Annotated in this window: 16 protein-coding genes and 1 pseudogene; 8 read left to right on the forward strand and 9 right to left on the reverse strand. The window is 74.2% G+C overall.

The window, feature by feature from the left end; translation table 11 throughout:
- Positions 1-132: 132 nt before the first annotated feature.
- The 5 genes from ACH4TG_RS37270 to ACH4TG_RS37290 all read right to left on the reverse strand — a co-directional run bounded on the left by ACH4TG_RS37270 (position 133) and on the right by ACH4TG_RS37290 (position 6,170).
- Entirely contained in the window at positions 133-1,320 is a 1,188-nt protein-coding gene (locus tag ACH4TG_RS37270) for a glycoside hydrolase family 6 protein (RefSeq protein WP_398247128.1), read from the reverse strand.
- 266 nt (positions 1,321-1,586) lie between these two features.
- Complete coding sequence (locus tag ACH4TG_RS37275; protein WP_398247129.1) at positions 1,587-2,486, reverse strand: carbohydrate ABC transporter permease; 900 nt, start codon at positions 2,484-2,486, stop codon at positions 1,587-1,589.
- Positions 2,483-3,379, reverse strand: a complete 897-nt coding sequence (locus ACH4TG_RS37280) for a carbohydrate ABC transporter permease (RefSeq protein WP_398247130.1) — start codon at positions 3,377-3,379, stop codon at positions 2,483-2,485. The genes ACH4TG_RS37275 and ACH4TG_RS37280 overlap by 4 nt, the downstream gene beginning before the upstream one ends.
- 2 nt (positions 3,380-3,381) lie before the next feature.
- Complete coding sequence (locus tag ACH4TG_RS37285) at positions 3,382-4,725, reverse strand: ABC transporter substrate-binding protein (RefSeq protein ID WP_398247131.1); 1,344 nt, start codon at positions 4,723-4,725, stop codon at positions 3,382-3,384.
- An 8-nt stretch (positions 4,726-4,733) separates the two neighbouring features.
- The gene (locus ACH4TG_RS37290; RefSeq protein ID WP_398247132.1) at positions 4,734-6,170 is read right to left on the reverse strand and encodes an aldehyde dehydrogenase family protein; all 1,437 of its coding nucleotides are present in this window, start codon (positions 6,168-6,170) and stop codon (positions 4,734-4,736) included.
- A gap of 240 nt (positions 6,171-6,410) precedes the next feature.
- Between ACH4TG_RS37290 and pip the strand changes: the two genes are divergently transcribed.
- A complete protein-coding gene (pip, locus tag ACH4TG_RS37295; protein ID WP_398247133.1) occupies positions 6,411-7,373 on the forward strand; it encodes a prolyl aminopeptidase in 963 nt (320 codons plus the stop codon).
- Positions 7,374-7,383: 10 nt separating this feature from the next.
- Here pip and ACH4TG_RS37300 read toward each other — a convergent pair whose 3' ends face one another.
- Complete coding sequence (locus ACH4TG_RS37300) at positions 7,384-8,571, reverse strand: ROK family protein (RefSeq protein ID WP_398247134.1); 1,188 nt, start codon at positions 8,569-8,571, stop codon at positions 7,384-7,386.
- 468 nt (positions 8,572-9,039) lie between these two features.
- Positions 9,040-10,320, reverse strand: a complete 1,281-nt coding sequence (locus ACH4TG_RS37305) for an alpha-L-fucosidase (protein WP_398247135.1) — start codon at positions 10,318-10,320, stop codon at positions 9,040-9,042.
- Between the two features lie 346 nt (positions 10,321-10,666).
- Between ACH4TG_RS37305 and ACH4TG_RS37310 the strand changes: the two are divergent.
- From ACH4TG_RS37310 to ACH4TG_RS37325, 4 genes and pseudogenes are all read left to right on the forward strand, one after another.
- Positions 10,667-11,077 (forward strand): annotated as a pseudogene (locus ACH4TG_RS37310) (discoidin domain-containing protein); the annotation flags it as partial.
- 924 nt (positions 11,078-12,001) lie between these two features.
- Entirely contained in the window at positions 12,002-13,696 is a 1,695-nt protein-coding gene (locus tag ACH4TG_RS37315) for a discoidin domain-containing protein (RefSeq protein WP_398247166.1), read from the forward strand.
- 147 nt (positions 13,697-13,843) lie between these two features.
- Positions 13,844-14,896: a LacI family DNA-binding transcriptional regulator gene (locus ACH4TG_RS37320; protein ID WP_398247136.1), complete on the forward strand. Its 1,053-nt coding sequence runs from the start codon at positions 13,844-13,846 to the stop codon at positions 14,894-14,896.
- Complete coding sequence (locus tag ACH4TG_RS37325; RefSeq protein WP_398247137.1) at positions 14,883-15,512, forward strand: hypothetical protein; 630 nt, start codon at positions 14,883-14,885, stop codon at positions 15,510-15,512. Before ACH4TG_RS37320 ends, ACH4TG_RS37325 begins: the two co-directional genes overlap by 14 nt.
- Before the next feature lie 46 nt (positions 15,513-15,558).
- On the opposite strand, the gene ACH4TG_RS37330 is transcribed toward ACH4TG_RS37325, so the two are convergent.
- The gene (locus ACH4TG_RS37330) at positions 15,559-16,257 is read right to left on the reverse strand and encodes a 4'-phosphopantetheinyl transferase (RefSeq protein ID WP_398247138.1); all 699 of its coding nucleotides are present in this window, start codon (positions 16,255-16,257) and stop codon (positions 15,559-15,561) included.
- Positions 16,254-17,117 (reverse strand): metallophosphoesterase family protein, encoded by an 864-nt coding sequence (locus tag ACH4TG_RS37335; protein WP_398247139.1) that lies wholly within the window; start codon positions 17,115-17,117, stop codon positions 16,254-16,256. Before ACH4TG_RS37335 ends, ACH4TG_RS37330 begins: the two co-directional genes overlap by 4 nt.
- 438 nt (positions 17,118-17,555) lie before the next feature.
- Here ACH4TG_RS37335 and rho point away from each other — a divergent pair, with 438 nt between their 5' ends.
- From rho to ACH4TG_RS37350, 3 genes are all read left to right on the forward strand, one after another.
- Positions 17,556-18,725 carry a transcription termination factor Rho gene (gene rho / locus ACH4TG_RS37340; protein WP_398247140.1) on the forward strand — a complete coding sequence of 390 codons (1,170 nt, stop codon included), beginning with the start codon at positions 17,556-17,558 and terminating at the stop codon, positions 18,723-18,725.
- Between the two features lie 99 nt (positions 18,726-18,824).
- A complete protein-coding gene (locus tag ACH4TG_RS37345) occupies positions 18,825-19,676 on the forward strand; it encodes a phytanoyl-CoA dioxygenase family protein (RefSeq protein WP_398247141.1) in 852 nt (283 codons plus the stop codon).
- A 10-nt stretch (positions 19,677-19,686) separates the two neighbouring features.
- The gene (locus ACH4TG_RS37350) at positions 19,687-22,524 is read left to right on the forward strand and encodes an AAA family ATPase (protein ID WP_398247142.1); all 2,838 of its coding nucleotides are present in this window, start codon (positions 19,687-19,689) and stop codon (positions 22,522-22,524) included.
- The last annotated feature ends 117 nt before the right edge of the window (positions 22,525-22,641 follow it).

The raw sequence follows: 22,641 nt of genomic DNA on the forward strand, positions 1-22,641 counted from the left end.
CGCCCCCCCCCCCCCCCCCCGGCCGGGGGCGCCCCCCCCCCCCCCCGCCCCCCCCCCCCCCGGGGGGCCCCCCCCCGGCCCCCCCCCGGGGGGGCCGCGGCGCGGGAAGGCGGCAGCAGAGGCAGCGGCGGGTTACGGCAGCAGCTTCGGGTTCGCGTTGCGGACGAGTTCCAGGGCCTGCTGCGGGAACCACGCGCCGGCCGCCGGGTCCTGGTAGCCGCGCTCGGGGTCGGCCGGCCCGGCGGTGCCGCGGGTGCACTGGCCGTCCGACTCGCCGGGGATCTTCACCCACAGCTTGGCGTCCTGCAGCGGGTCGCCGGTGTTCAGGGTCGGCCGGGCGCCGGTGCCGCGGCCGGGCGGATTGCACCAGTCCTGCGGGTCCGGGTAGACGCCGGCCGGCGGGGTCCACGGGCCCTGCCCGTTGCGGCTGGTGTCGGTGACGAAGTGCTTCATCGCCGACGGCGCCGCCGGCACGTTCGCGTCGAGCCAGCTCTGCGCGTCGGCGGTCGGCCAGTACTGGTTGGGGCACGAGCCGGCGTCGCCGCCGGCCGACACATAGCTCAGGCAGGACGAGATCAGCTTGCCGTACCAGGCGAGTTCGCTGTCCGAGCGGTAGTTGGAGATGTCCAGGAAGAACCCGGTGGCGTCGTCGATGCCGCCGCTGACCAGCCGCGGCACGATGTCGTTGACGCTGTGCCAGCCGCTGTGGCCCGCGTCGAGGTACACCCTGGTGCCGGCCAGCGGCTCCAGCGCGTCCACGGCGTAGTGGATCTCGTCGTAGCGCTCGGCGGTCTTGCTGCCCTGCGCGTCGTCCATGCCGCAGTCCGAGGGCAGCAGGGCCAGCGAGTCGGGTTCCAGGATGACGTCGGCCGGCTGGTCGCCGATGCCGGCCCGCACCGCGTCGATCCACGCCTCGTAGTCCGCGGTGTCGGCCGCGCCGCCCGCCGAGTACTGGGCGCAGTCGCGGCCCGGGATGTTGTAGAGCGCGAGGACCGGCAGCGCGTGCCGTCGGGCGGCCGAGGTCACCGTGGCGTGCACCGATTTCCGCACGTCGGCCGGGGTGCCGCCGCCGTCGAACCAGACGGCCTGCGGGGTCCGCGTCATGGCCAGGACCCCGGCGGCGTCCTGGAGCCGGCCGTGCCGCAGCAGGTCGAGGATCTGGGCGTTCGCGTCGGGGTTGGCCGGCGGGGTGTACAGCGCGGCGGGCGGGGCCACGTGGGCAGGGGCGGCCGCATGAGCGGGTGCGGCGGCCGTCACCGCCGCCAGGGCGGCGGTGGCCGCGGCCACCGAGAGCGTGCGGGTGCGAGCGCGTGCGGTCATGCGAGCGGGCTCCTCGGAACGGCGGGCATGGCGAACGGGGCCGGCACGGCGGCCGGCGTGCCCGGCGTGCGGGCACAGACGGGCACGCACGGGCACGGCGAACAAGTGCGAGCGGAAGCGCTCCCCGGAGGCAAGTGGGAGCGCTCCCATCACTCACTCAGGGAATTAACTCCTCACCGCGGACCGGCGTCAATCCCCTGTGCGGGCTTCAAGAAGTGAAGCCCGCACAGGGTTCGGGGCGGGGCGCAGGCGCGGGGCCCCGCCCCCTACTTGAGGGCCCCCGTCACCAGGTCGATCCGCCAGAACCGCTGAAGGGACAGGAACAGGGCGATCACCGGCAGCACCGACAGGAGGGTGCCGGTGATCACCAGGGAGTACAGCGACGCCTCGGCCGCGCCGTGCCGCAGCAGGCTGTACAGCCCGACGGTCAGCGGGAACTTGTCGTCGCTGGTGAGCATCACGTACGGCAGCAGGAAGTTGTTCCAGATCGCGATGAACTGCAGCAGGAACACGGTCACCAGGCCGGGGCCCATCAGCCGCAGTCCCACCGAGAGGAACAGCCGCGCCTCGCCCGCGCCGTCGATCCGGCCGGCCTCCAGCAGCGAGTCGGGGACGGCGGCGCGGGCGTAGATCCGGCACAGGTAGATGCCGTACGGGTTGAACAGCTGCGGCAGCAGCACGCCGGCCGCGGTGTCGGTCAGCCCCGCCTTGGACAGCAGCAGGTACTGGGGGACGGCGAGCACGATCTGCGGCAGCAGCACGCCGGCCAGGATGGTGTTGAACAGCAGCGTGCGGCCGCGGAAGGCGTACATCGCCAGCGCGTACCCGGTCGCCGCGGACACGAAGGAGGCGAGCAGCCCGCCGGCGGTGGCGTAGACGAAGCTGTTCAGCATCCACCGCCAGAAGATGCCGCCCTGGTAGTCCGACAGGTCCCTGATGTTGTGCGCCAGGCCGAGGTCGAGGGACGGCACGTAGGTGTCGGTCGAGAACAGCCTGGTACGGGACTTGGTGGCGGCGATCAGGATCCACAGCGTCGGCACCACGCAGTACAGCGCGCCCAGTACCAGGGCGGTGGTCGGCAGCACCGCGACCCGCCGGCGGGCGGGGCGTACGGTGGCGGCGCCGCCGAGGGCGGCCGGGGCGGGCGTCCCGGTCACGGTGGTCATGTGCCCTCCTGCTGGATCCGGGACTGGACGAGCCGGGCGGTCACGAAGGACACCGCGAGCGCCGCGACGGCCAGCACCACCGACGTCGCCGCCGCCGTGTGGAGGTCGGAGTTGCCGAACGCCTCGTCGTAGATGGCCATGAGCGGCACCCAGGTGGAGGACACCGCGTTGGACAGCGGCTTGAGCGTGTTGGGCTCGTTGAAGACCTGCAGGGCGGCGAGCGCCGAGAAGAGCGTGCACATCACCACGGCCGGCATCACCAGCGGCACCTTGACGCGGACCACGATCTGCCACTCGCTCGCGCCGTCGAGCCGTGCGGACTCGTGCAGTTCGGGCGGCAGGGCGCGCAACGCGGTGTAGATGACGATCATGTTGAAGCCGACGGCGCCCCACACCACGACGTTGCCGACCGAGAAGTAGACGGCGGTCCGGCCGAAGAAGTCCACCCGGTCACCGCCGATCGGGCTGGTCGCGGGCAGGTAGAGGAACCCCCACATGAGCGAGGCGATGACCCCGGGGACGGCGTACGGCAGGAAGATCGTCAGCCGGGTCAGCCGCCGCAGCCGGGTGCCCTCCAGGTCCAGCAGCACCGCGAACAGCAGCGCGAGCAGCACGGTGCCCGGCACGGTGATCGCGCCCAGCGCGAGCATCCGCAGCACGCCCGACCACAGCGCGGAGTCCCCCAGCACGTCGCGGTAGTTGGCGAGGCCGGCGAAGACGGTGTGCGTCCCGCCGCCCAGCAGGCCGCCGTTGACCTTGCGGCGCTGGAAGCTGAGCAGCAGCGCGTAGACGCCGGGGGCCGCCACGCAGCCGGCGAGGAGCAGGACGGCGGGCAGGACCAGGAGGTACGGGAACCGGCTGGTCCTGCGCGCGCGGTGGGTGGTGGATGCCATCGTCAGCCGACCGTGAATCCGAGCTTCTTCAGGTCCGCGACCGCGGCGCTCTGGAGGCCGGCGAGCGCCGCGGTGAACGACCCGCCGGACTGCAGGGCCTTGCTGAACGCGTCGGTGTAGCCGGTGAAGGTGACGGTGACGTCGGGCCCCCACATCGGGAAGCTGCGGGCCGAGGGCGCGACCTTCTTCACCTCGGCGTAGAAGTCCGGTTCGTCGGGGAAGAACGCGGGCGCCGCCTGCAGGATCGGCAGCGAACGGCCGGCGGTGGCCGCGGGGTAGACGTTGATCTGCCGGACCTGCTCGGTGACGGCGGCGTCGTCGGTGTTGAGCCAGGACGCGAACTGCGCCGCCTCCGCCGGGTGTGCGGAGTCGCTGGTGACGGTGGTGGCGGAACCGCCCCAGATGCCGGTGGTCGTGTCGCCCGCGGTCCAGGCGGGCAGCGGTGCCACCGCCCACTTGCCCTTCGTGGCCGGTGCGATGCCGCCCAGCTGGGCCGGCGCCCACGCGCCGCAGATCCAGGCGAGCAGCGTGCCGTCGTTCATCTGCTTGTTCCACTGCGGCGAGAACGAGGGGTTCTTGGCGACCGCCCCCGAGCCGACGAGGTCCTGCCAGTAGGCGGCGACCTTCCGCGTCGGGGCACCGTCGATGTCCACCTTCCAGGTGTCGCCGTCGGCCGACCACCAGTTCGCGCCCGCCTGCTGGGCGAGGCCGGTGAACCAGCCGGGGTCGGCGGCGTCGAAGTTGGTGAGGTAGGACGCGGGTGCCTTGGCGCGCAGGGCGCGTGCGGTGGCGGCGAACCGGTCCCAGGTGGTGGGAACGGCGAGCCCGTACTTCCGGAACAGGTCGGCGCGGTAGAAGAGCATCAGCGGCGCGACGTCCTGCGGGACGCCGTACACCTTGCCCTGGAACACCGTGCTGCTGAGCGTGGCCCGGTCGAACCTGGTGACGGTGTCCTTGGTGTACTCGGTGATGTCGCGGACGACGCCCTTGGAGACCAGCGCCGGCAGCGACTGGTACTCGACCTTGGCGATGTCGGGGCCGTTCTTCGCCTCGTGCGCGGTGATCATCTTCGCCACCAACTGGTCGCCGCCGGCCGGGTTGGAGAGCTTGACCTGGATGCCGGGGTGGGCGGCGTTCCAGCGGGCCACCACCGTGTCCATGTGCGGGTCCCAGTCCCAGAAGGACAGCGTGACCTTGCCCTTCCCGCCGTTCGTGGCACCGCTCCTGGCGTCGCCCCCGGACGAGCCGCCGCACGCGGCCACGGCCAGCAGCAGTCCGGTGGCCAGCAGCGCGGCGGCCGCGCCGCGCCGTCGCCTGCGCGCCGTCCTTCTCTCGGAGGTGCTCATGGGGGTCCTCAGCTCTCTTCGGTGGCGGGCGCGGCGGCCCAGGCAGGGAGGTTCAGGGGGGTGCGCTGGAGTCCGATCCACTGGCGCCGGGTGAAGCCGGGCATCTGGTTCTCCGCGCCGTGCCGGGCGTGGGCGTCGTTGACGTGCACCTCGCCGGCCTGCAGCTGCTCCGCGACGCCGTAGCCGCGGATCAGGTCCCGGGTGAAGACGGAGTTCATCAGCATGGGCAGGCCGTTGGTCAGCGCGATCGCCTCGGCCTCGGTGTCGACGACGGTCACCGGGATCACCGGGCCGAAGACCTCCTCGCGGAACGCGGGCATCTCCGCGGTGACGCCGGCGAGCACGGTGGGCCGGTAGAACAGGCCCTCGTGGGTGCCGCCGGTGAGCAGCCGGGCGCCCATGGCCAGCGACGGTTCGACGATGCCGCGGTGCACCCGGTCGACCTGCGCGGCGCTGATCAGCGGGCCGAGTACGGTGCCGGGGTCGAACGGGTTGCCGACCCGCAGCGCGGCGGCCCGGCGGGTGACGGCCTCCAGGTAGGCGTCGGCAACCGGCCGCAGCACGATGTGCCGGCTGGCGCTGATGCAGGTCTGGCCCTGGAACTCCAGGGAGGCGATCATCGCGCAGCTCGCGGCCAGCTCCACGTCGGCGTCGTCCAGCACCACGAAGGCGTTGCTGCCGCCGAGTTCGAGCCGGATGTCCCGCAACTCCCCCGCCGCAGCACGGGAGATGGCAAGGCCCACCTCGCGCGATCCGGTGAAGTCCAGCATGTCCAGGCCCTGGTGGCGGGCGAGCGGCCAGCCTGCGCCGGGTCCGTCACCGGTGACGACGTTGAGCACGCCCGGCGGCAGCCCGGCGTGGTCGGCGGCGGCGGCGAGCACCTGGCCGCCGACCACCGGAGTCAGCTCGGCCGGTTTGAGCACCACGGTGTTGCCGAACGCCAGGCCCGGCGCGAGGGCGCGCATGGCCAGGTTCATCGGGTAGTTCCAGGGGGTGATGAGGCCCAGCACGCCGAGCGGCACCGCCCGCGACAGCGACAGCTTGCCGGCCTTGTAGGGCGGCAGGATGTCGCCGGCGTGCTCGCTCACCTGGACGGCGGACAGGGCGAGTTGGCGGATGCTGGTGCCCACCTCGTCCTCGGCCTTGGCCCGTACGCCGCCGGTCTCGCGCATGCTCTGCTCCACCAGCTCGGCGTAGTGGTCCTCCAGGTAGCCGCAGAACCGCCGCAGATACGCGGCGCGTTCGGGTGCGGAGCGGGCCGCCCAGCCGGGCTGCGCGGCCCGGGCGGCGGCCACCGCCCGGTCGACGTCCGCGGCCGCGCCCAGCGCGTAGCCGCCGATCGTCCTGCCGGTGGCCTTCTCCTCCACCGCCGCGGTCCGCCCGGAGGCGGCGGGGACGAAGGCACCGTCGATGTACAGCCGGCCGTCGCCGGGTCGGGAGGGCATACGGGCTCCAGGGTGCGGGAGTTCGGGGTGTCGGGGCATGCGGAGGCACGGGGTGCGGTGCGAGGGGGGACGGGCACGGGCGAGCAACGGCCAAGCGGCCGACGCTTTTTCTGCGACTTAAACTAAGTAGCTAGGGATCCAGGGTCAATCGTCGTGCACGGCTTTTTCCGCGGCGCCCCGGCGGCGGCCCCGCTAATATGACAGCACTGTTATATCTGTCGCGCCCCGGGAGGTCCGCCGATGTCCGAGCTGTATCCGCCGATCGAGCCCTACGAGCACGGGATGCTCGACGTCGGCGGCGGCGACCGCGTCTACTGGGAGGTCTGCGGCAACCCGGAGGGCAAGCCCGCGGTGGTCGTGCACGGCGGTCCCGGATCGGGCTGCACGCCCGGCATGCGGCGGTTCTTCGACCCCGAGCGGTACCGCGTGGCCCTCTTCGACCAGCGCAACTGCGGCCGCAGCACCCCGCACGCCGCCGACCCGGCCACCGACCTGAGCCGCAACACCACCCACCACCTGATCGCCGACATGGAACGGCTCCGCGAACTGCTGGGCATCGAAAGCTGGTTGGTGCACGGCTTCTCGTGGGGCTCCACCCTCGCCCTCGCCTACGCGCAGGCCCACCCCGAGCGGGTCGGCGAGATCGTCATCCCGAGCGTCACCACTACCCGGCGCTCCGAGATCGACTGGCTCTACCGGGGCGTCGGCCGGTTCTTCCCCGAGGCGTGGGACCGCTTCCTGGCGGGCGCCCCCGGCACCGGCCGCGACGGCGACGTCGTCGCGGCCTACGCCCGGCTCACCGAGCATCCCGACGCCGCCGTCCGCGAGAAGGCCACCGCCGACTGGTGCGCCTGGGAGGATGCGGTGCTCTCCGGGGAGACCAAGGGCGCGAGCAACCCGTACGGCGACCGTCCGAGCCGCGCCCGCCTGGCCTTCGTCCGGATCTGCGCGCACTACTTCTCGCACGGCGCCTGGCTCGAGGAGGGGCAACTCATCCGTGATGCGGGCCGGTTGGCGGGGATCCCGGGGGTTCTGGTGCACGGCCGGTTCGACATGGGCGGCCCGCTCGACACCGCGTGGCAGCTCAGCCGCCGCTGGCCCGACGCGGAGCTGACCGTCGTCGAGGACGCCGGCCACCTCGGTGGCGAGGAGACCCGCGCCCATGTGCTGCGCGCCCTCGACCGGTTCGCCGCGCGCGGCTGACCGGCCGGGCCTACCGGCCGCCGGCGGTGAGGAGTTCGTGGACCGGGAGGGTCGCGGCGCCCAGCGCGACGGCCTCCTGGCCGAGCCGTCCCAGTTCCAGGACCGTGCCGTCCGCCATGTAGTCCAGGGTGTGGCGGCGCATCGCGTCCCGCACCGCCGGCAGCATCGCCGGGCCCATGGTGGCGCTCACCCAGCCGGAGAGGATCACCCGGTCCGGGCTGAGCAGGTTGATCAGGTTGGCGATGCCGATGCCGAGGTACTCCGCCGTCCGCCGCACCGTCTCGGCCGCCGGGCCCGGCTCCGCGGCCTCGGCCACCAGCTCGGCGACCCGCGCCTCGGTGCCGGCCGGTCCGGGGCGCGGCACGCCGGCGGCCCGGGCGTAGTGCTCCAGGATGGCGTCGGCGCCGACGTACGCCTCCAGGCAGCCGTGCGAGCCGCACCGGCACCGGGCGCCGCCGGCCTCGATCACGGTGTGGCCCCACTCGCTGGTGGTACTGGTGACGCCGCCGGGCGAGCCGGTGGCGACCGCCGCGCCGACGCCGACCGCGAGCAGCGCCACGATCGCGCGCTCGGCGCCGCGTCCCGCGCCCCGCCACATCTCGGCCTGGCCCAGGGTGCGGGCGCAGTTGTCCAGGTGCAGGGGCGCGGCGACGTGCGGGGTGAGCAGCTCGCCGAAGGGCACGCCGGACCAGCCCAGGGTGGGCGCGTGCACCAGGCCGCCCGGGAGCACGGCACCGGGCACCCCGATGCCGACGCCGAGCAGTTCCGCGGGGTCGGCATCGGCCTTGGCGGTCACCTCCTCGATGCCGGCGGTGACCGCGGCGGCCAGCACCGCGGGGTCGGGGCGGCCCTGGTCCATCGGGAAGGTGGCGGTGGCCAGCGTGTCCAGCGTCCAGTCGAAGAGCCCGACCTGCACATGGGTCTCACCGATGTCGACGCCGACCACCTGCGCGTAGCCGGGACGGACCTCCAGCAGGGTGCGCGGCCGACCGCCGTCGGAGTCCAGCAGCCCGGCCTCGGCGACCAGCCCCTCGGCGACGAGGTCGGTGACCACGTTGCTGACGGTGGCGGAGCTCAGGCCGGTGGCGCGCATCAGGTCGAACCGGCTGGCCGGGCCGTGCAGATACAGCCGGGTCAGGACCGAGGTGCGGTTGTGCCGGCGGAGATCCCTGGTGGTCTGCCCCACGTCGCGCTTCACCGGGCCCCCCCTCACGTCCTCCTGCGTCACGCCACATGGTGCCAGACGCGTGCCGCTCGGCAAACGCTCTCCCATCTCTCGCCCCGGGCCCCCCTCGAAGCGCCCCCCGGCCCGCTCCCTCCGTGACGCTGCGCATCGCGCGTACCTCGCCCGCCACCGGCCGGTGGTCCGGATCGGACCGATCTGCCCCTCCCGGCCGATGACGACCCGCGGTCCGCAGCATGGCTGGTCGCGCAGTTCCCCGCGCCCCTGACGGGGCGCACCCAGCCGACCAGGCCACCCCCCAGGGGCGCGGGGAACCGCGCGACCGGCCACCGCGGCGGCGCGCCTCGACGAGACGACCGGTCACCCCCAGGGGCGCGGGGAACTGCGCGACCAGCCACCCACCGGGCGGTGGTCCGGCGCGAAGGGGACGCCCCGCGGCGGCGGGTCGGGCCGGGCCGACGGCAAGAGATCGGAGGAGTGGGGTCAGTCGCGGCCGGTACCCCGGTAAAGATCGAGCTCCCCGTCGAGCTCGACGGCGAGCACCGTCGCGTGCGGGTCCACGTCGGCCCCGCCCGGCGCGTCGATCCACAGCACGCCGGGCACGTCGTGCAGCCCGCCGGTGACGTGGTGGCCGAGCTCCGCCCCGGTGCCCAGCACCGTCACCCGCCGCACCGCATTGCGCAGCCCCCGCACCGACACGGTCTCGCGCGGCGCGTCGAAGCAGGTCAGGTAGAGCGTGCGACGGTCGGCCGACAGGGTGCTGGGGCCGTAGTGGTGGCCCGCGGGCAGGCCGGCGACCGTGCCGTACACCGCCTCGGAGTGCCGCCCGATCCAGTCGCCGAGCCCTTCGAGGCGCTCGGTCTGCTCGGGCGTGATCGTGCCGTCCTCGCGGGGGCCGACGTCCAGCAGCAGGTTGCCGCCCGCGCCGATGGTCTCGGTGAAGTAGCGCACCAGCTGGCCCACCGACTTGTGGCGGTCGTCCTGCGCCTGGTAACCCCAGGAGTCGTTGACGGTCAGGCACAGCTCCCAGGGGCCGGACGGCGGTTGCATCGGCACGCCCTGCTCGGGCGTGGCGTAGTCGCCGCGGCTGAGCATCCGCGCGTTGAGCACCGCGTCCGGCGCGGCCGCGAGGATCTCGTCGGCGAGCTCGTCGATCCCCCACTGCTCCTCCGAGCGCTCCCACTCGCCGTCGAACCACAGCAGGTCGGGGCGGTGGCGGGTGGTCAGCTCGCGCACCTGGGCGTTGCGGTAGTCGAGGTAGCGGCGCCAGGCGGCGGGGTCCTGGGCCCCCGGCGCCGCACTGCTGAGCCGGTTGTCGTTGACCGCTGCCTGGCCGGGGTCCGGGTCGGGGTGGCGGACGCTCGCGTAGTCGGGGTGCGACCAGTCGGAGTGCGAGTAGTAGAAGCCGACCTTCAGGCCCTCCTCGCGGAGCGCGTCGGTGTAGCCGGCCAGCAGGTCGCGGCCGGCCGGGGTGTCGCGTACGACCGACAGGCCGTCCGGGGCGGCGGTGTCCCACAGGGCCACGCCGTCGTGGTGGCGGGCGGTCAGGACCGCGTACCGCGCACCGGCCCGCGCGAACAGCCGCGCCCAGGACCGCGGGTCGTACGCGGACGCGGTGAAGCCGCCGAGCTGCTTCATGTACTCCTCGCGCGGCATCTGCCCCAGGTAGAAGGCCCAGGACTCGGGCACGCCGTCGACGGCGTAGATCCCGTAGTGCACGAAGATGCCGAGCTTGGCGTCGGGGAACCAGGGCTGCATGGGCATGGGTACGTCCTCAGGCGCGCGGGATGGGGGAAGCCCGAAGGATTCCAGATTCATCGGAGGTATTGCCGTCGCCCCCGACCATAGGCCCCGCAGCGGCCGGCGATCAATCCCGGTCCGGTCCGATCCCTTGACACCCCGGAAATCGAGCAGGAACCATCGAGGCCACGAGGAGAGCGCTCTCCCAAGACTCTCCCCTCCCCGCCTCCCCGGGAGACGCACTCCTCGTCTTCCGCCCCTTTTCTCCCACCCGTCCCCCTCCCGACTCCCCCACCCGACTCACCGGCGAGCCCCACCCGCACCGCCCCGCACACCCACCCTCGCCCCAACCCCCCACAGGAGCATCGGCATGAGAGCGTCGGCGCGTCTTCCCGTCCGGGTGCTGATCCCGGTCCTACTGGCCCTGTGCCTGGCGCTGTACGCGCTGGCCGTCCCCGCCACACCCGCGCACGCGGCCGACGCCCTGCTGTCGCAGGGGAAGCCGGCCACGGCGTCCAGCACCGAGGGGGCCGCCTATCCGGCGTCCGCCGCGGTGGACGGCGACCCCGGAACCCGGTGGGCGAGCGCGTGGAGCGACCCGCAGTGGATCCAGGTCGACCTCGGCGCCTCCGCGGCACTCAGCAAGGTCGTGCTCACCTGGGAGAACTACGCCACGGCGTACCAGATCCAGGTGTCCGACGACGCCACGCAGTGGACCACCGTCTCCGCGACGGCCACCGGCACCGGCGGCACGCAGACCCTGCCGGTCACCGGCTCCGGCCGGTACGTGCGCGTGTACGGCACCACCCGCGTCAACGGCTACGGCTACTCGCTGTGGGAGTTCCAGGTCTACGGCAGCGCGGACGGCGGCAGTTCGGGCGGCGGCACCGGCGGGACCACCGGCGGCACGGGCGGCTCCGGCGGCACGCCTCCCGGCAACTGGACCCCGGTGTGGAGCGACACGTTCGACGGCGCCGCCGGCACCTCGCCGTCGAGCGCGAACTGGATCACCGACACCGGCACCTCCTACCCCGGCGGGCCCGCGAACTGGGGCACCGGCGAGGTGGAGACCGCGACCGACTCCCCCGCCAACGTGGGCCTGGACGGCAACGGCCATCTCGACCTCACCGCCCTGAAGTCGGGCGGGAGTTGGACCTCCGGCCGGATCGAGACCCGGCGCAGCGACTTCACCGCCCCGGCCGGCGGCCAGCTGCTGATCTCCGCGACACTCCAGCAGCCCGACCCGGCCCGGGCCCTCGGCTACTGGCCGTCGTTCCGCGCGATGGGCGCCGCCTACCGCGGCAGCACCGGGGCGTGGCCGGCGGTCGGCGAGAGCGACATCATGGAGGACGTCAACGGCCGCGGCCAGTTGTCCGCGACGCTGCACTGCGGCACCGCGCCCGGTGGCAACTGCTCGGAGTACGACGGCCTGACCAGCGGCCTGGCCACCTGCGCCGGCTGCCAGACCGGCTACCACACGTACGCGGAGGTGGTGGACCGCAGCACCTCCGACGAGCAGATCCGCTGGTACCTCGACGGCCGCCAGGTGTGGCAGGTCAGCGAGTCGCAGGTGGGCACCGCCACCTGGGACGCGGCGGTGCACCACGGCTTCTACGTGGACTTCAGCCTGCGGATCGGCGGTTCGTACCCCGACGCCGTGTGCGGCTGCACCTCGCCGGCCGACGACACCTCCTCCGGCGGCGTCCTGAGCCTGGACGACGTCACCGTGGCGCAGTCCACCGGCAGCGCGCCGCCGCCGCTCACCGACCCGCCGGTCCCGACCGGCGCCAGCAGCGTCCACGTCACCGGCGGCCAGGGCAACTGGCAGCTCACCGTGGACGGCAAGCCGTACCAGGTCAAGGGCATGACGTGGGGGCCGGCCACCTCGACGGCCGACGCGCACATGCGGGACCTGAAGTCGATGGGCGTCAACACCCTGCGCACCTGGGGGACCGACGCGTCCAGCAAGCCGCTGCTGGACGCCGCGGCCGCCTACGGCCTGAAGGTGATCAACGGCTTCTGGCTCAACCAGGGCGCGGACTACGTCAACGACACGGCGTACAAGACGAACACGCTCAACGACATCAAGAACTGGGTGACCACCTACAAGGACCACCCGGGCGTGCTGATGTGGGACGTCGGCAACGAGGTCATCCTGACCACCCAGGACCACTACGCGGGCGACCAGATCGAGCAGGAGCGCGTCGCCTACGCGAAGTTCGTGGAGCAGGTGGTCCAGGCGATCCACGCGATCGATCCCGACCACCCGGTGACGTCGACCGACGCGTGGACCGGCGCGTGGCCGTACTACAAGCAGTACACGCCGTCGCTCGACCTGTACGCCGTCAACTCCTACGGCGCGGTGTGCAATGTCCGGCAGGACTGGGTCGTCGGCGGGTACACCAAGCCGTACATCGTCACCGAGTCCGGCGAGGCGGGCGAGTGGGAGGTGCCGGACGACGCCAACGGGGTGCCCACCGAGCCCACCGACGTGCAGAAGCGCGACGGCTACCTGTCGGCGTGGAACTGCGTCTCCGGCCACACCGGAGTCGCCCTGGGCGCCACACTCTTCCACTACGGCAACGAGAACGACTTCGGCGGCGTGTGGTTCAACGTGCGCCCCGCGGGCTGGAACCGGCTCGCCTACTACGCGGTCGCCAGAGACTACGGCGGCAGCCCGCAGGCGAACACCCCGCCGGTGATCGGCTCGATGACGCTGGACGACACCGCGGCGGTGCCGGCCGGGGGCACGTTCACGGTGACCGCGCCGGCGAGCGACCCGGACGGCGACCTGGTGCGCTACAACCTGATGTACTCCTCGAAGTACGTGGACGGCCAGACCGGCCTGCGCCAGGTGGAGTTCACCCAGACCGGGGACGGGCGGTTCACGGTGACCGCGCCGCACACCCTGGGCGTGTGGAAGGTCTACGTCTACGCCTACGACGGGCACGGCAACGTCGGGATCGAGACGCGCTCCTTCCGCGTCGTGGCCCCGCCGGTCGCCGGGACGGACGTGGCGCAGGGCCGGCCGACCACCGCGTCGTCGTACCAGCAGACCGGGAACGGCGCGCCGTTCCCGCCGTCGAACGCCACCGACGGCTCGTGGAGCACCCGTTGGGCGAGCGACTGGAGCGACCCGCAGTGGATCCAGGTGGACCTCGGCCAGGTGACCGCGGTCAAGCACGTGCAGCTGGGCTGGGAGTCGGCGTACGCCAAGGGCTACCAGGTGCAGGTGTCGAACGACGGCAGCGCCTGGACGACCGTCTCCTCGACCTCCTCGGGGACCGGCGGCGTGGACACCCTCGACGTCAGCGGATCCGGCCGGTACGTGCGGGTGACCATGACGCAGCGGGGAACCGCGTACGGCTACTCGCTGTACGAGTTCGGCGTCTACGCCTGACGCCCTGGGGGCGGGGTGCGGAGGCCGGGAACGGGCCGGTGAGGGGACCGCACCCCGCCCCATCAGGGGCGTTACTGGGCGCAGAGCCGGCGGACGGGCCGAGGGAGACCCTGGGAGAGCGCTCTCCTGCATGGTATAACTGCCCCCATGAGCAGCAGCCGTCCTGCCGGGCCCCGCCAGCCCACCCTGGAAGACGTCGCGCGGTCCGCGGGCGTGTCGCGGGCCACGGTCTCCCGGGTCGTCAACGGCACCCGCAACGTGGACCCGGGGATCCAGAAGATCGTCCAGGAGGCGGTGGCGGCGACCGGCTACGTGCCCAACCGCGCGGCCCGCTCGCTCGTCACCCGCAAGACCGACTCGGTCGCCCTGGTCTTCTCCGTGCCGGACCACCACGCGGCCGACGACCCTTTCCTGGGGCAGGTGTTCACCGACCCGTTCTTCGGGCGGGTCCTGGGCGGGCTGCTGACGGTGCTGCGCCCCCGCGGGGTGCACCCGGTGCTGATGCTCGCGGACTCCGAGGAGGCCCGGCGGGGGCTCGTCGCGGGCCTGCGCCAGGAGCACACCGACGGCGTGGTGCTGGTGTCGATCGCCCCGGACGACCCGCTGCCGCTGCTGCTGACCGAGGCCGGGCTGCCCGCCGTGCTGTTCGGGCGCCCCTCGGGCGAGGTGCCGATCAGCTTCGTGGACGTCGGCCAGCAGGCCGGGGCCCGGCTGGCGGCCGAGCACCTGCTCGGCCGCGGCTGCCGGCGGATCGCCACCGTCGCCGGCCCCTCCGACTCGCCGGCCGGACGCGACCGGCTGGCGGGCTTCCGGGCGGCGATGGCGGCGCACGGCCACCCTGACCCGGTGGCCGTCGAGGGCGACTTCACCCAGGCCGGCGGCGAGCGCGCGATGGGCCGGCTGCTCGGCGAACACCCGGACACCGACGGGGTGTTCGTGGCCAACGACCTGATGGCGCAGGGCGCGCTGCACACGCTGCGGGACCGGGGCCGGCGGGTGCCCGACGACGTGGCGGTGGTCGGTTTCGACGACAGCAGCGCCGCGCTGGCCTCCCGCCCGCTGCTGACCACCGTGCGGCAGCCGGTGGAGGACATGGCCGCGGAGATGGCGAAGCTGCTGATGGCGCTGATCGACGATCCCGCGCAGCAGAGCCGCTCGGTGATCTTCAAGACGACGCTGGTCCAGCGTGCCTCGGCCTGACCCGGCCCGGTCCGACGTGGCCGGCTACTGGAACCCGCTGCCCACCGCGAGACGGCTTGTCGACGAACTCGCCGAGCCCGCACAGGAGTTGTTCACGGGAGTCTGGGACCAGCGGAACTGGCGCAACGTCCCGGGGCCCTTCTACGCCGCCGAGACCGACAGCCTGGCCATCGGGCGCCGGGGAGCGCCTGACCACATCGCCTACGACGACGATCTCGGCGGCGGGTTCGGCTTCGAGTTCGTCTACCGCCAGCCGGTGAACGCCGCCGAGACCGAGGCGGTGGTCCACGCCTGCCGGATGGAGCTGTACCGGGGCTACAACTGGGACGGCGACGACCACTGGACGGTGGAGGGCGTCCGGGACTGGTGGCGGAACCGGTCCCGCGTCCGGGAATGGGCCGTCGACATCGCCGCCGACTGGGGCGCGGACACCCACCCGCACTGGGATGACAACGCCGATCCCGTATACCTCCCCCACTACCACGACGCCGCGCAGGGCCATCGGGACTTCGTCACCTACCTCGACGGCGGCCTGGAGGGGTATCTGCGCGGCTACCTTTTCTGGCTCGACCAGCACCGCGAGCCGCGCCCGGGCGAAGCCCTTCCGCACCTGTAGGAGCGGTCGCCCTCGGGGCGTTCACCTGCGGTGACGGTGGCCGCGGTCAGTCCCGCGGCGCGCCGGCGGGGACGGCGATGGCCGTCACCAGGAGGCCGTCGCGGACCAGCCAGCGGCCGTGGAAGACGTCCGGGCCGGTGCCCTCGGCGAGGAGCGGGCCGGGGACGAGCAGCCGCGCGGTGTACGTGCCGCGGTCGGCGGCCGCGGGCTCCCGGGCGAAGAGCAACTCCGCCTCGTTGAACCCCAGCATGCGCCGGTGGAAGGGGTACCACGCCTTGTAGACGGTCTCCTTGGCGCTGAACAGCAGCCGGTCCCAGTGCACTTCGGGGCTGCGTGCGGTCAACTCGCCGAGGGCGGCGCGTTCGTCGGCGGTGGACTGCACAACGTCCAGTACGCCGTCGGGCAGCGGCGCGTGCGGTTCCGCGTCGATGCCGAGGGTGAGGATGTCGGTGCCGCGCGCCACGGCGGCGGCCCGGTACCCGTCGCAGTGGGTGATGCTGCCGACGACGCCGTCCGGCCAGACGGGGGCGCGGCGTTCGGCGTCCTGAAGGACCGGCCCGGGCGGCATGCCCAGCGCGGCGAGCGCCTCGCGGGCACAGGCCCGGCCCGCGGCGTACTCGGCGCGCCGCTTGGCCACGGCCCGGGCGACCGCTCCGGCCTCCTCCGGGTGCAGCGGCGCGTCGTCGAGTTCGGCGCCGCGCACGGCCCGGCACCGCACGGCCGCGGGCAGCACGTCCTCGATCACGCGCGTGCCCCCTGCCGTCCGGCGAGGATCCGCCGCGGTCCCTGCGGTCCCGCGGGACGGCGGCCCCACTCCCGCGGGTAGCCCAGCGACACCTCGGTGAAGCGGACGCCGTCGCGCCAGGTGACGCGCGGGATGTGCAGGTGGCCGTAGACCACCTCGGTGGCGCGGAAGCGCACGTGCCAGTCCTCGGTGAGCTCGGTGCCGCACCACAGGGCGAACGACGGGTAGTGCAGGATCGCGGTCGGGTCGCGCTGCAGCGGCCAGTGGTTGGCCAGCACCGTGGGCAGGGCGGGGTCGAGGGCCTCCAGCCGGGTGCGGGTCGCCGCGACGCGGGCCCGGCACCAGTCGTCGATGCCGGGTAGCGGGTCGGGGTGCAGCAGCATCTCGTCGGTGCACACCACGCCCAACTCGTCGGACTGCGCGAGGGCTTCGGCCTTGGTGGTGGCACCGGGCGTGCCGTCGCGCCAGCTGTAGTCGTAGAGCAGGAACAGCGGGCAGACGGCGACCGGGCCGTCCGGCCCCTCCCACACCGGGTACGGGTCCTCGGGCGTGGTCACGCCGAGCGCGCGGACCGCCTCCACCAGCCGCCGGTAGCGGGCCTCGCCGCGCAGCGTCACCGGGTCGCCGGGGGGCGTCCACAGCTCGTGGTTGCCGGGCAGCCAGAGGACCTCGGCGAAGTGCCGCTTGAGGGTCGTCAGCGCCGACAGGATGTCGTCGAACCGCTCGCCGACGTCGCCGGCGACGAGCAGCCAGTCCCCGTCGGCCTCCGGGCGCATCCGGTCCACGATCTCGCGGTTGGCCTCGTATCCCACGTGCAGGTCGCTGATGGCGAGCAGGCTCGCCCCGCCGCCGGCGGTCACCGCGGGTCCAGCCGAATGAGTGCGGGCACGACCGGGATTCTTGCAGAGGCGGCCGCCGCGGGCAGCGACTGGCGGGAAGCCGGCGGGCGGCGGGCACGTGGCGTTGGCCACATGGCGGTGGGCCCCGCTCCGGGGCGTGCTACGGTAGATGCAGGGACATCTAGTCCGTGCCCTTCCGAGGCGCCGGTCCCTTCTCCCTCGCGAGACCCGTTCAGAGGTCGCTTCCCGAGGTCGCTCCTCGAATTTCCTCGCAAGGTTCCTTCCGACGAGGCATCCGGACGTCCGTTCCGGCCCTCGCACCCCTCCGGCGTTCCCGCCGGTGCCTGGCGCACCGCATCGCCGGTGCATTTCCGCGGTCCGCGGAGCGTGACACGTCCGCTCGCGCCGCACCTCCCCTTCGCTGTGCCTTACCTCCGTCCGCGAAAGGACGACCCACACATGACCGACATTCTCGAACGCCCCGCCGTACGGCAGGAGTTGCCGCAGCAGGTGCGGGGCGTGCTCGACATCGACCGCAACGGCCACGGTTTCCTGCGTGGCCCCGACCTGGTGGCGGCGCCCGGCGACGTGCGCGTCCACCAGGCGGAGATCCGCAAGGCGGGCCTGCGGACCGGCGACCTGGTGGAGGGCCTGGCCGGACGGCCCGGCTCCCTCGGCGAGGTGCTGCTGGTCAACGGCCTGCCCAAGGGCCGGAACCGGCCCCACTTCGCCGAGTTGACACCGCTTCACCCGCGCGAGCGGCTCCGGCTGGAGAGCGACGTGCTCACCGGCTCCGGTGCCGTCGCCGGCCGGCTCGTCGACCTGATGGCACCCGTCGGCAAGGGGCAGCGCGGCCTGATCGTCGCTCCCCCGAAGGCGGGCAAGACCGTCCTGCTGCAGAGCATCGCCGCCGCCGTCGCCGCCAACCACCCCGAGTCCCATCTGATGGTGCTCCTGCTGGACGAGCGGCCGGAGGAGGTCACCGACATGCGCCGCCGGGTGCACGGCGAGGTGATCGCCTCGACCTTCGACCAGCCCGCGCGGCAGCACATCGCGGTCGCCGAACTCGCCGTCGCCCGCGCCAAGCGCATGGTGGAGCAGGGGCAGGACGTCGTGATCCTGCTCGACTCCCTCACCCGGCTGTGCCGGGCGCACAACACCGCGGGCGCCTCCAGCGGCCGCACCCTGTCCGGCGGTGTCGACGCGGCGGCGCTGCTCGGCCCCAAGCGGCTGTTCGGCGCGGCCCGGCTGGCCGAGGAGGGCGGCTCGCTGACCATCCTGGCCACCGCCCTGGTCGACACCGGCTCGCGTGCCGACGACTTCTTCTACGAGGAGCTCAAGGGCACCGGCAACATGGAGCTGCACCTGGACCGCGCGCTCGCCCAGCGGCGGGTCTACCCGGCGGTCGACGTCACCGCGTCCAGCACCCGCCGCGAGGAGCTGCTGCTGGCGCCGGCGGAACTGCAGGTGGTCCGCGGCCTGCGCCGGGCGCTGCTGGGCCGCGACGCCCAGTCCGGCCTGGAGGTGCTGCTGGAGCGGATCCGGCAGACCCCCGACAACACGGCCTTCCTGCGGGCGGTGCACGGCACCGTCCCCGGTGGCGCCGCCGGGTCCGGGCCGGCCGCCTGACCGACCGGGCTCGGCGGGCGGACGCGGCGAACTGCCGCGTCCGCCGGCCGCGCGGAAATCCGATGGCCCGGGTCGCCGGGTGCGCGTGATGATCGGCGGATGGACGACATCCAGGACCCCGGCGACGCCTGGGAGGCGGCCTTCCTGCGGGACGGCTTCGTGAGGATCGAGGCCGCCGTGCCCGAGGCGACCGCCCGGGAGTGCGCGGCGCTGCTGTGGCAGCGGACCGGGTGCGATCCGCAGGATCCGGGCACCTGGACGCAACCGGTGCACTGGGTCGGCGACATGGCGCAGCCGCCGTTCGTCGAGGCCGCCAACACCCCGGAGCTGCATGCCGCGTTCGACCGGCTGGCCGGCGCCGGCCGCTGGGCGCCCCGCGCGTCGCTCGGCTCGTTCCCGCTGCGGTTCCCGCACGCGCAGGAGCCGGACGACGCCGGCTGGCACATCGAGGCCAGCTTCCAACCGCCCGGCGAGACGCGGTACTTCACCAATGTGCGGTCCAAGGGCCGGCTGCTGCTGATGCTGTTCCTGTTCACCGACGTGCACGAGGGCGACGCGCCGACCCGGATCCGGGTGGGCTCGCATCTCGACGTGCCCCCGGTGCTCGCGCCCTACGGCGAGCGCGGCGAGTCCGTCTTCACCTTCGCGCGCGAGGTCGACGAGGCCAGCGCGCACCGGCCGGTGGCGCACGCCACCGGCCGGGCAGGCGACGTCTACCTGTGCCACCCGTTCCTGGTGCACGCGGCGCAGCCGCACCACGGCACCCGGCCGCGCTTCATGGCGCAGCCGCCGCTGCACCCGGCGCAGGAGGTGCGGGTGGAACGGGCCGACGGCGCGTACTCCCCGGTGGAGACCGCGATCCGGCAGGGTCTGGGCATGGCGGGGCACGGCCCCGGGGACACGCCCGCTGGTTCGGCCGGGTGTTCGGGCCCGGGCGGCGGGATCGGCTAGCGTTCCCGGCATGCTGCACGGACGGGACGGGGAGGCGGCCGCGCTGGCCGCGCTGCTGGACGGGGCGCGCGCGGGCCGCAGCGGGGCGCTGGTGCTGCGCGGTGAGGCGGGCATCGGCAAGTCGGCGCTGCTCGCCCACGCGGTCGCCGCGGCCGAGGGCATGCCGGTGATCCGCAGCGCGGGCATCGAGTTCGAAGCGGAACTCCCTTACGCAGGACTGCAGTTGCTGCTGCGCAAGGCCATGGGGTCGCTGGCCGCGCTGCCCGGGCCGCAGCGCCGGGCGCTGCGCACCGCGTTCGGCCTGGCCGCCGAGGGTGCGGCCGAGCCGATGTTCGTCGGGCTCGCCGTGCTGTCGCTGCTGGCGGACCACGCCGGCGACGGCGGGCTGCTGTGCGTGGTGGACGACGCCCAGTGGCTGGACCGGGCGTCGGTGGACGCCCTGGTGTTCGCCGCCCGTCGGCTGGACGCCGAGGGTGTGGTGATGCTGTTCGCGGCGCGTGACGGCGAGGGGGCGTTCCCCGCGCCGGGCCTGCCGGAACTGCGGCTGGACGCGCTGGGCACGGAGGCGTCGGCGGCGCTGCTGGCCGAGCGCGGCGGCGTGCTGGCCGACGTGGCCCGCGGCCAGGTGCTGGCGGAGGCCCGCGGCAACCCGCTGGCGCTCCTGGAGCTGCCGCTCGCGCTGCGCGCGGGCCGGGTACCGGCGGCCGGCACCGGTGCGGGGGCGCTGCCGCTGACCAGCAGGCTGCAGCTGGCCTTCCACGGCCAGGTGAGCCATCTGCCGCGCGGCACCCAGACGTTGCTGCTCGTGGCGGCCGCGGACCACACCGGCGACCCGGGCATCCTGGTGCGCGCCGCCGGCACGCTGGGGGTGGGGGTGGCGGACCTGCCGCCGGCCGAGGAGGCGGGGCTGGTCTTCGTCGACGAGGAGGACCGGCTGCGGTTCCGGCATCCGCTGATGCGCACCGCGATCCACCAACGGGCGCCGCTGCCGGAGCGGTTGGCCGCGCACCGGGCGCTCGCGGACGCCTGCGACCCGGTGCTCGATCCCGATCACCGTGCCTGGCACCTCGCCGCCGCGGCCACCGGCCCGGACGAGGAGGTCGCGGCCGCCCTGCAGGAGACGGCGGGCCGGGCCAGGGAGCGCAGCGGCCACGCGGCCGCGGCGGCCGCCTACGAGCGCGCCGCCCGGCTGAGCACCGATCCGGCGGCCCGCGCCGAACGCCTGGTCCTGGCCGCGGAGTCGGCCTCCGAGGCCGGCGAGATCGAACGCGCCCGCGACTTCGCCCGCCAGGCCGCCCGCATCCCCTCGGCCACCCGCCCGGCGGCCGGCACCCCGGGGCCGGGCGCCGACGGCTCGTCCGTCCCGGCCTCCGGCGCCGCCCCGGCACCGGCTCCCGGCGCCGGAAGCGGGGAAGCCGTGCTGCGGGCGCGGATGCTGCACGTGCAGGGGCTGGCGGACTTCTGGCAGGGGGACTTCCCCGCCGCGCACCGGGTGCTGACCGAGGCGGCCGGGCTGGCCGCCCCGGCGGATCCGGCCGGTGCCGCGCGGATGCTGGTGCAGGCCGCGCACACCGCCTGGTACCTGGGCTCGGCCGAGGTCGACGGCACCCTGGAGCGGTTGGCCGCGCTGGAGTTGCCGGCCGATGCGGCGATCCGGCCGGTGGCGCGGTTCGTCATCGGCGCGCTGGGTCCCGGTGCCGGCGAGGACCCGCCCCCGGCGGTGGACGCTGCCGCCGCCGCGGCCCGTGCGGCGCGCGGCGGGCGGGTCGACCCGCAGGACCTGGTGATGCTGTGCGGCGTCGGGCTGACGCTGGGCCAGGACGCCGAGGCGCACGCCCTGACCACGGTGCTGGCCGCCGAGAGCCGGGACAGCGGCGGGATCGGCCGGCTCAGCACGCTGATGTTCTTCCGCGCCGAGGCGGAGATCTTCCAAGCGCGCCTCGACGACGCCCACCGCACCGCGAGCGAGGGGCTGCGGCTCTCCCGCGCCACCGGACAGCTCCAGTGGGTCAGCCAGTTGAGCTCCACGCTGGCGCACGTCGCGGCGCTGCGCGGCGACGAGGCGGAGTGCCGGACGCAGGTCGAGCAGGCGCTGGCGGCGGGCTCGGGGTCGGGCACCGCACCGGGAGCGCCGTGGACGTACTGGTCGCAGGGGCTGCTCGACCTCGGCCTGGGCCGCGCCCAGTCGGCGCTCGACCGGCTGCTGCTGCTCACCGACCCGGCCGTACGGCACCAGATCTGCGCCACCCGCAGTGTGCCCGACCTGGTGGAGGCGGCGGTCCGGCTGGGCGTGGCGGAGCAGGCGGACGAGGCGTTCGCACGCTTCGAGCGGTGGGCGGCGCGGTCACGGCAGGACTGGGCGGCCGCGCTGGTGGCCCGCTGCCGGGCGCTGCGGGCACCGGACAGCGCGGCCGAGGAGCACTACGGGCAGGCCCTGTCCGGGCACGACCCGGAGCGCAGGGCGATGGAGTGGGCGCGCACCGCGCTGCTGTACGGCGAGTGGCTGCGGCGGGCGCGGCGCAAGAACGAGGCCCGCGGCCATCTGCAGGGCGCGCTCGAGGTGTTCGCGCGGCTCGGCACGCGGCCGTGGGCGGACCGGACGCGGGCCGAACTCGGCGCGGCCGGGGCCGCGGTGGAGGTCGCGCCGCAGACCCGCTCGGTCGCCGAGGAGGCGGGCCTGACCCCGCAGGAGGCGCAGATCGTCCGGCTGGCGGCCCAGGGCCTGTCCAACAAGGACATCGCCGCGCAGCTGTTCCTCAGCCCGCGCACCGTCGGCTACCACCTGTACAAGGCGTATCCGAAGCTCGGCGTGGTCTCGCGCGGCGAACTGACCGGGATGTTCGGCTAGTCGGGAGCGTTGCGTCCGCGGCGGGAGGCGGTGCGGACGGCGGGGCGCCCGGACAGCGGTGTGCCCGCCCGGTGGTGCAGACCGGACGGGCACGGGCGGCCGCCTGACGGCGGTCGT

The organism is Streptomyces sp. NPDC020917, assembly GCF_044333795.1.
Classification (GTDB): Bacteria; Actinomycetota; Actinomycetes; order Streptomycetales; family Streptomycetaceae; genus Actinacidiphila.

Coding starts and splice junctions, on each gene's coding strand:
- ACH4TG_RS37270 (WP_398247128.1), bottom strand. CDS start 1,320: ATGACCGCACGCGCTCGCACCCGCACGCTCTCGGTGGCCGCGGCCACC.
- ACH4TG_RS37275 (WP_398247129.1), bottom strand. CDS start 2,486: ATGACCACCGTGACCGGGACGCCCGCCCCGGCCGCCCTCGGCGGCGCC.
- ACH4TG_RS37280 (WP_398247130.1), bottom strand. CDS start 3,379: ATGGCATCCACCACCCACCGCGCGCGCAGGACCAGCCGGTTCCCGTAC.
- ACH4TG_RS37285 (WP_398247131.1), bottom strand. CDS start 4,725: ATGAGCACCTCCGAGAGAAGGACGGCGCGCAGGCGACGGCGCGGCGCG.
- ACH4TG_RS37290 (WP_398247132.1), bottom strand. CDS start 6,170: ATGCCCTCCCGACCCGGCGACGGCCGGCTGTACATCGACGGTGCCTTC.
- pip (WP_398247133.1), top strand. CDS start 6,411: ATGTCCGAGCTGTATCCGCCGATCGAGCCCTACGAGCACGGGATGCTC.
- ACH4TG_RS37305 (WP_398247135.1), bottom strand. CDS start 10,320: ATGCCCATGCAGCCCTGGTTCCCCGACGCCAAGCTCGGCATCTTCGTG.
- ACH4TG_RS37320 (WP_398247136.1), top strand. CDS start 13,844: ATGAGCAGCAGCCGTCCTGCCGGGCCCCGCCAGCCCACCCTGGAAGAC.
- rho (WP_398247140.1), top strand. CDS start 17,556: ATGACCGACATTCTCGAACGCCCCGCCGTACGGCAGGAGTTGCCGCAG.
- ACH4TG_RS37345 (WP_398247141.1), top strand. CDS start 18,825: ATGGACGACATCCAGGACCCCGGCGACGCCTGGGAGGCGGCCTTCCTG.
- ACH4TG_RS37350 (WP_398247142.1), top strand. CDS start 19,687: ATGCTGCACGGACGGGACGGGGAGGCGGCCGCGCTGGCCGCGCTGCTG.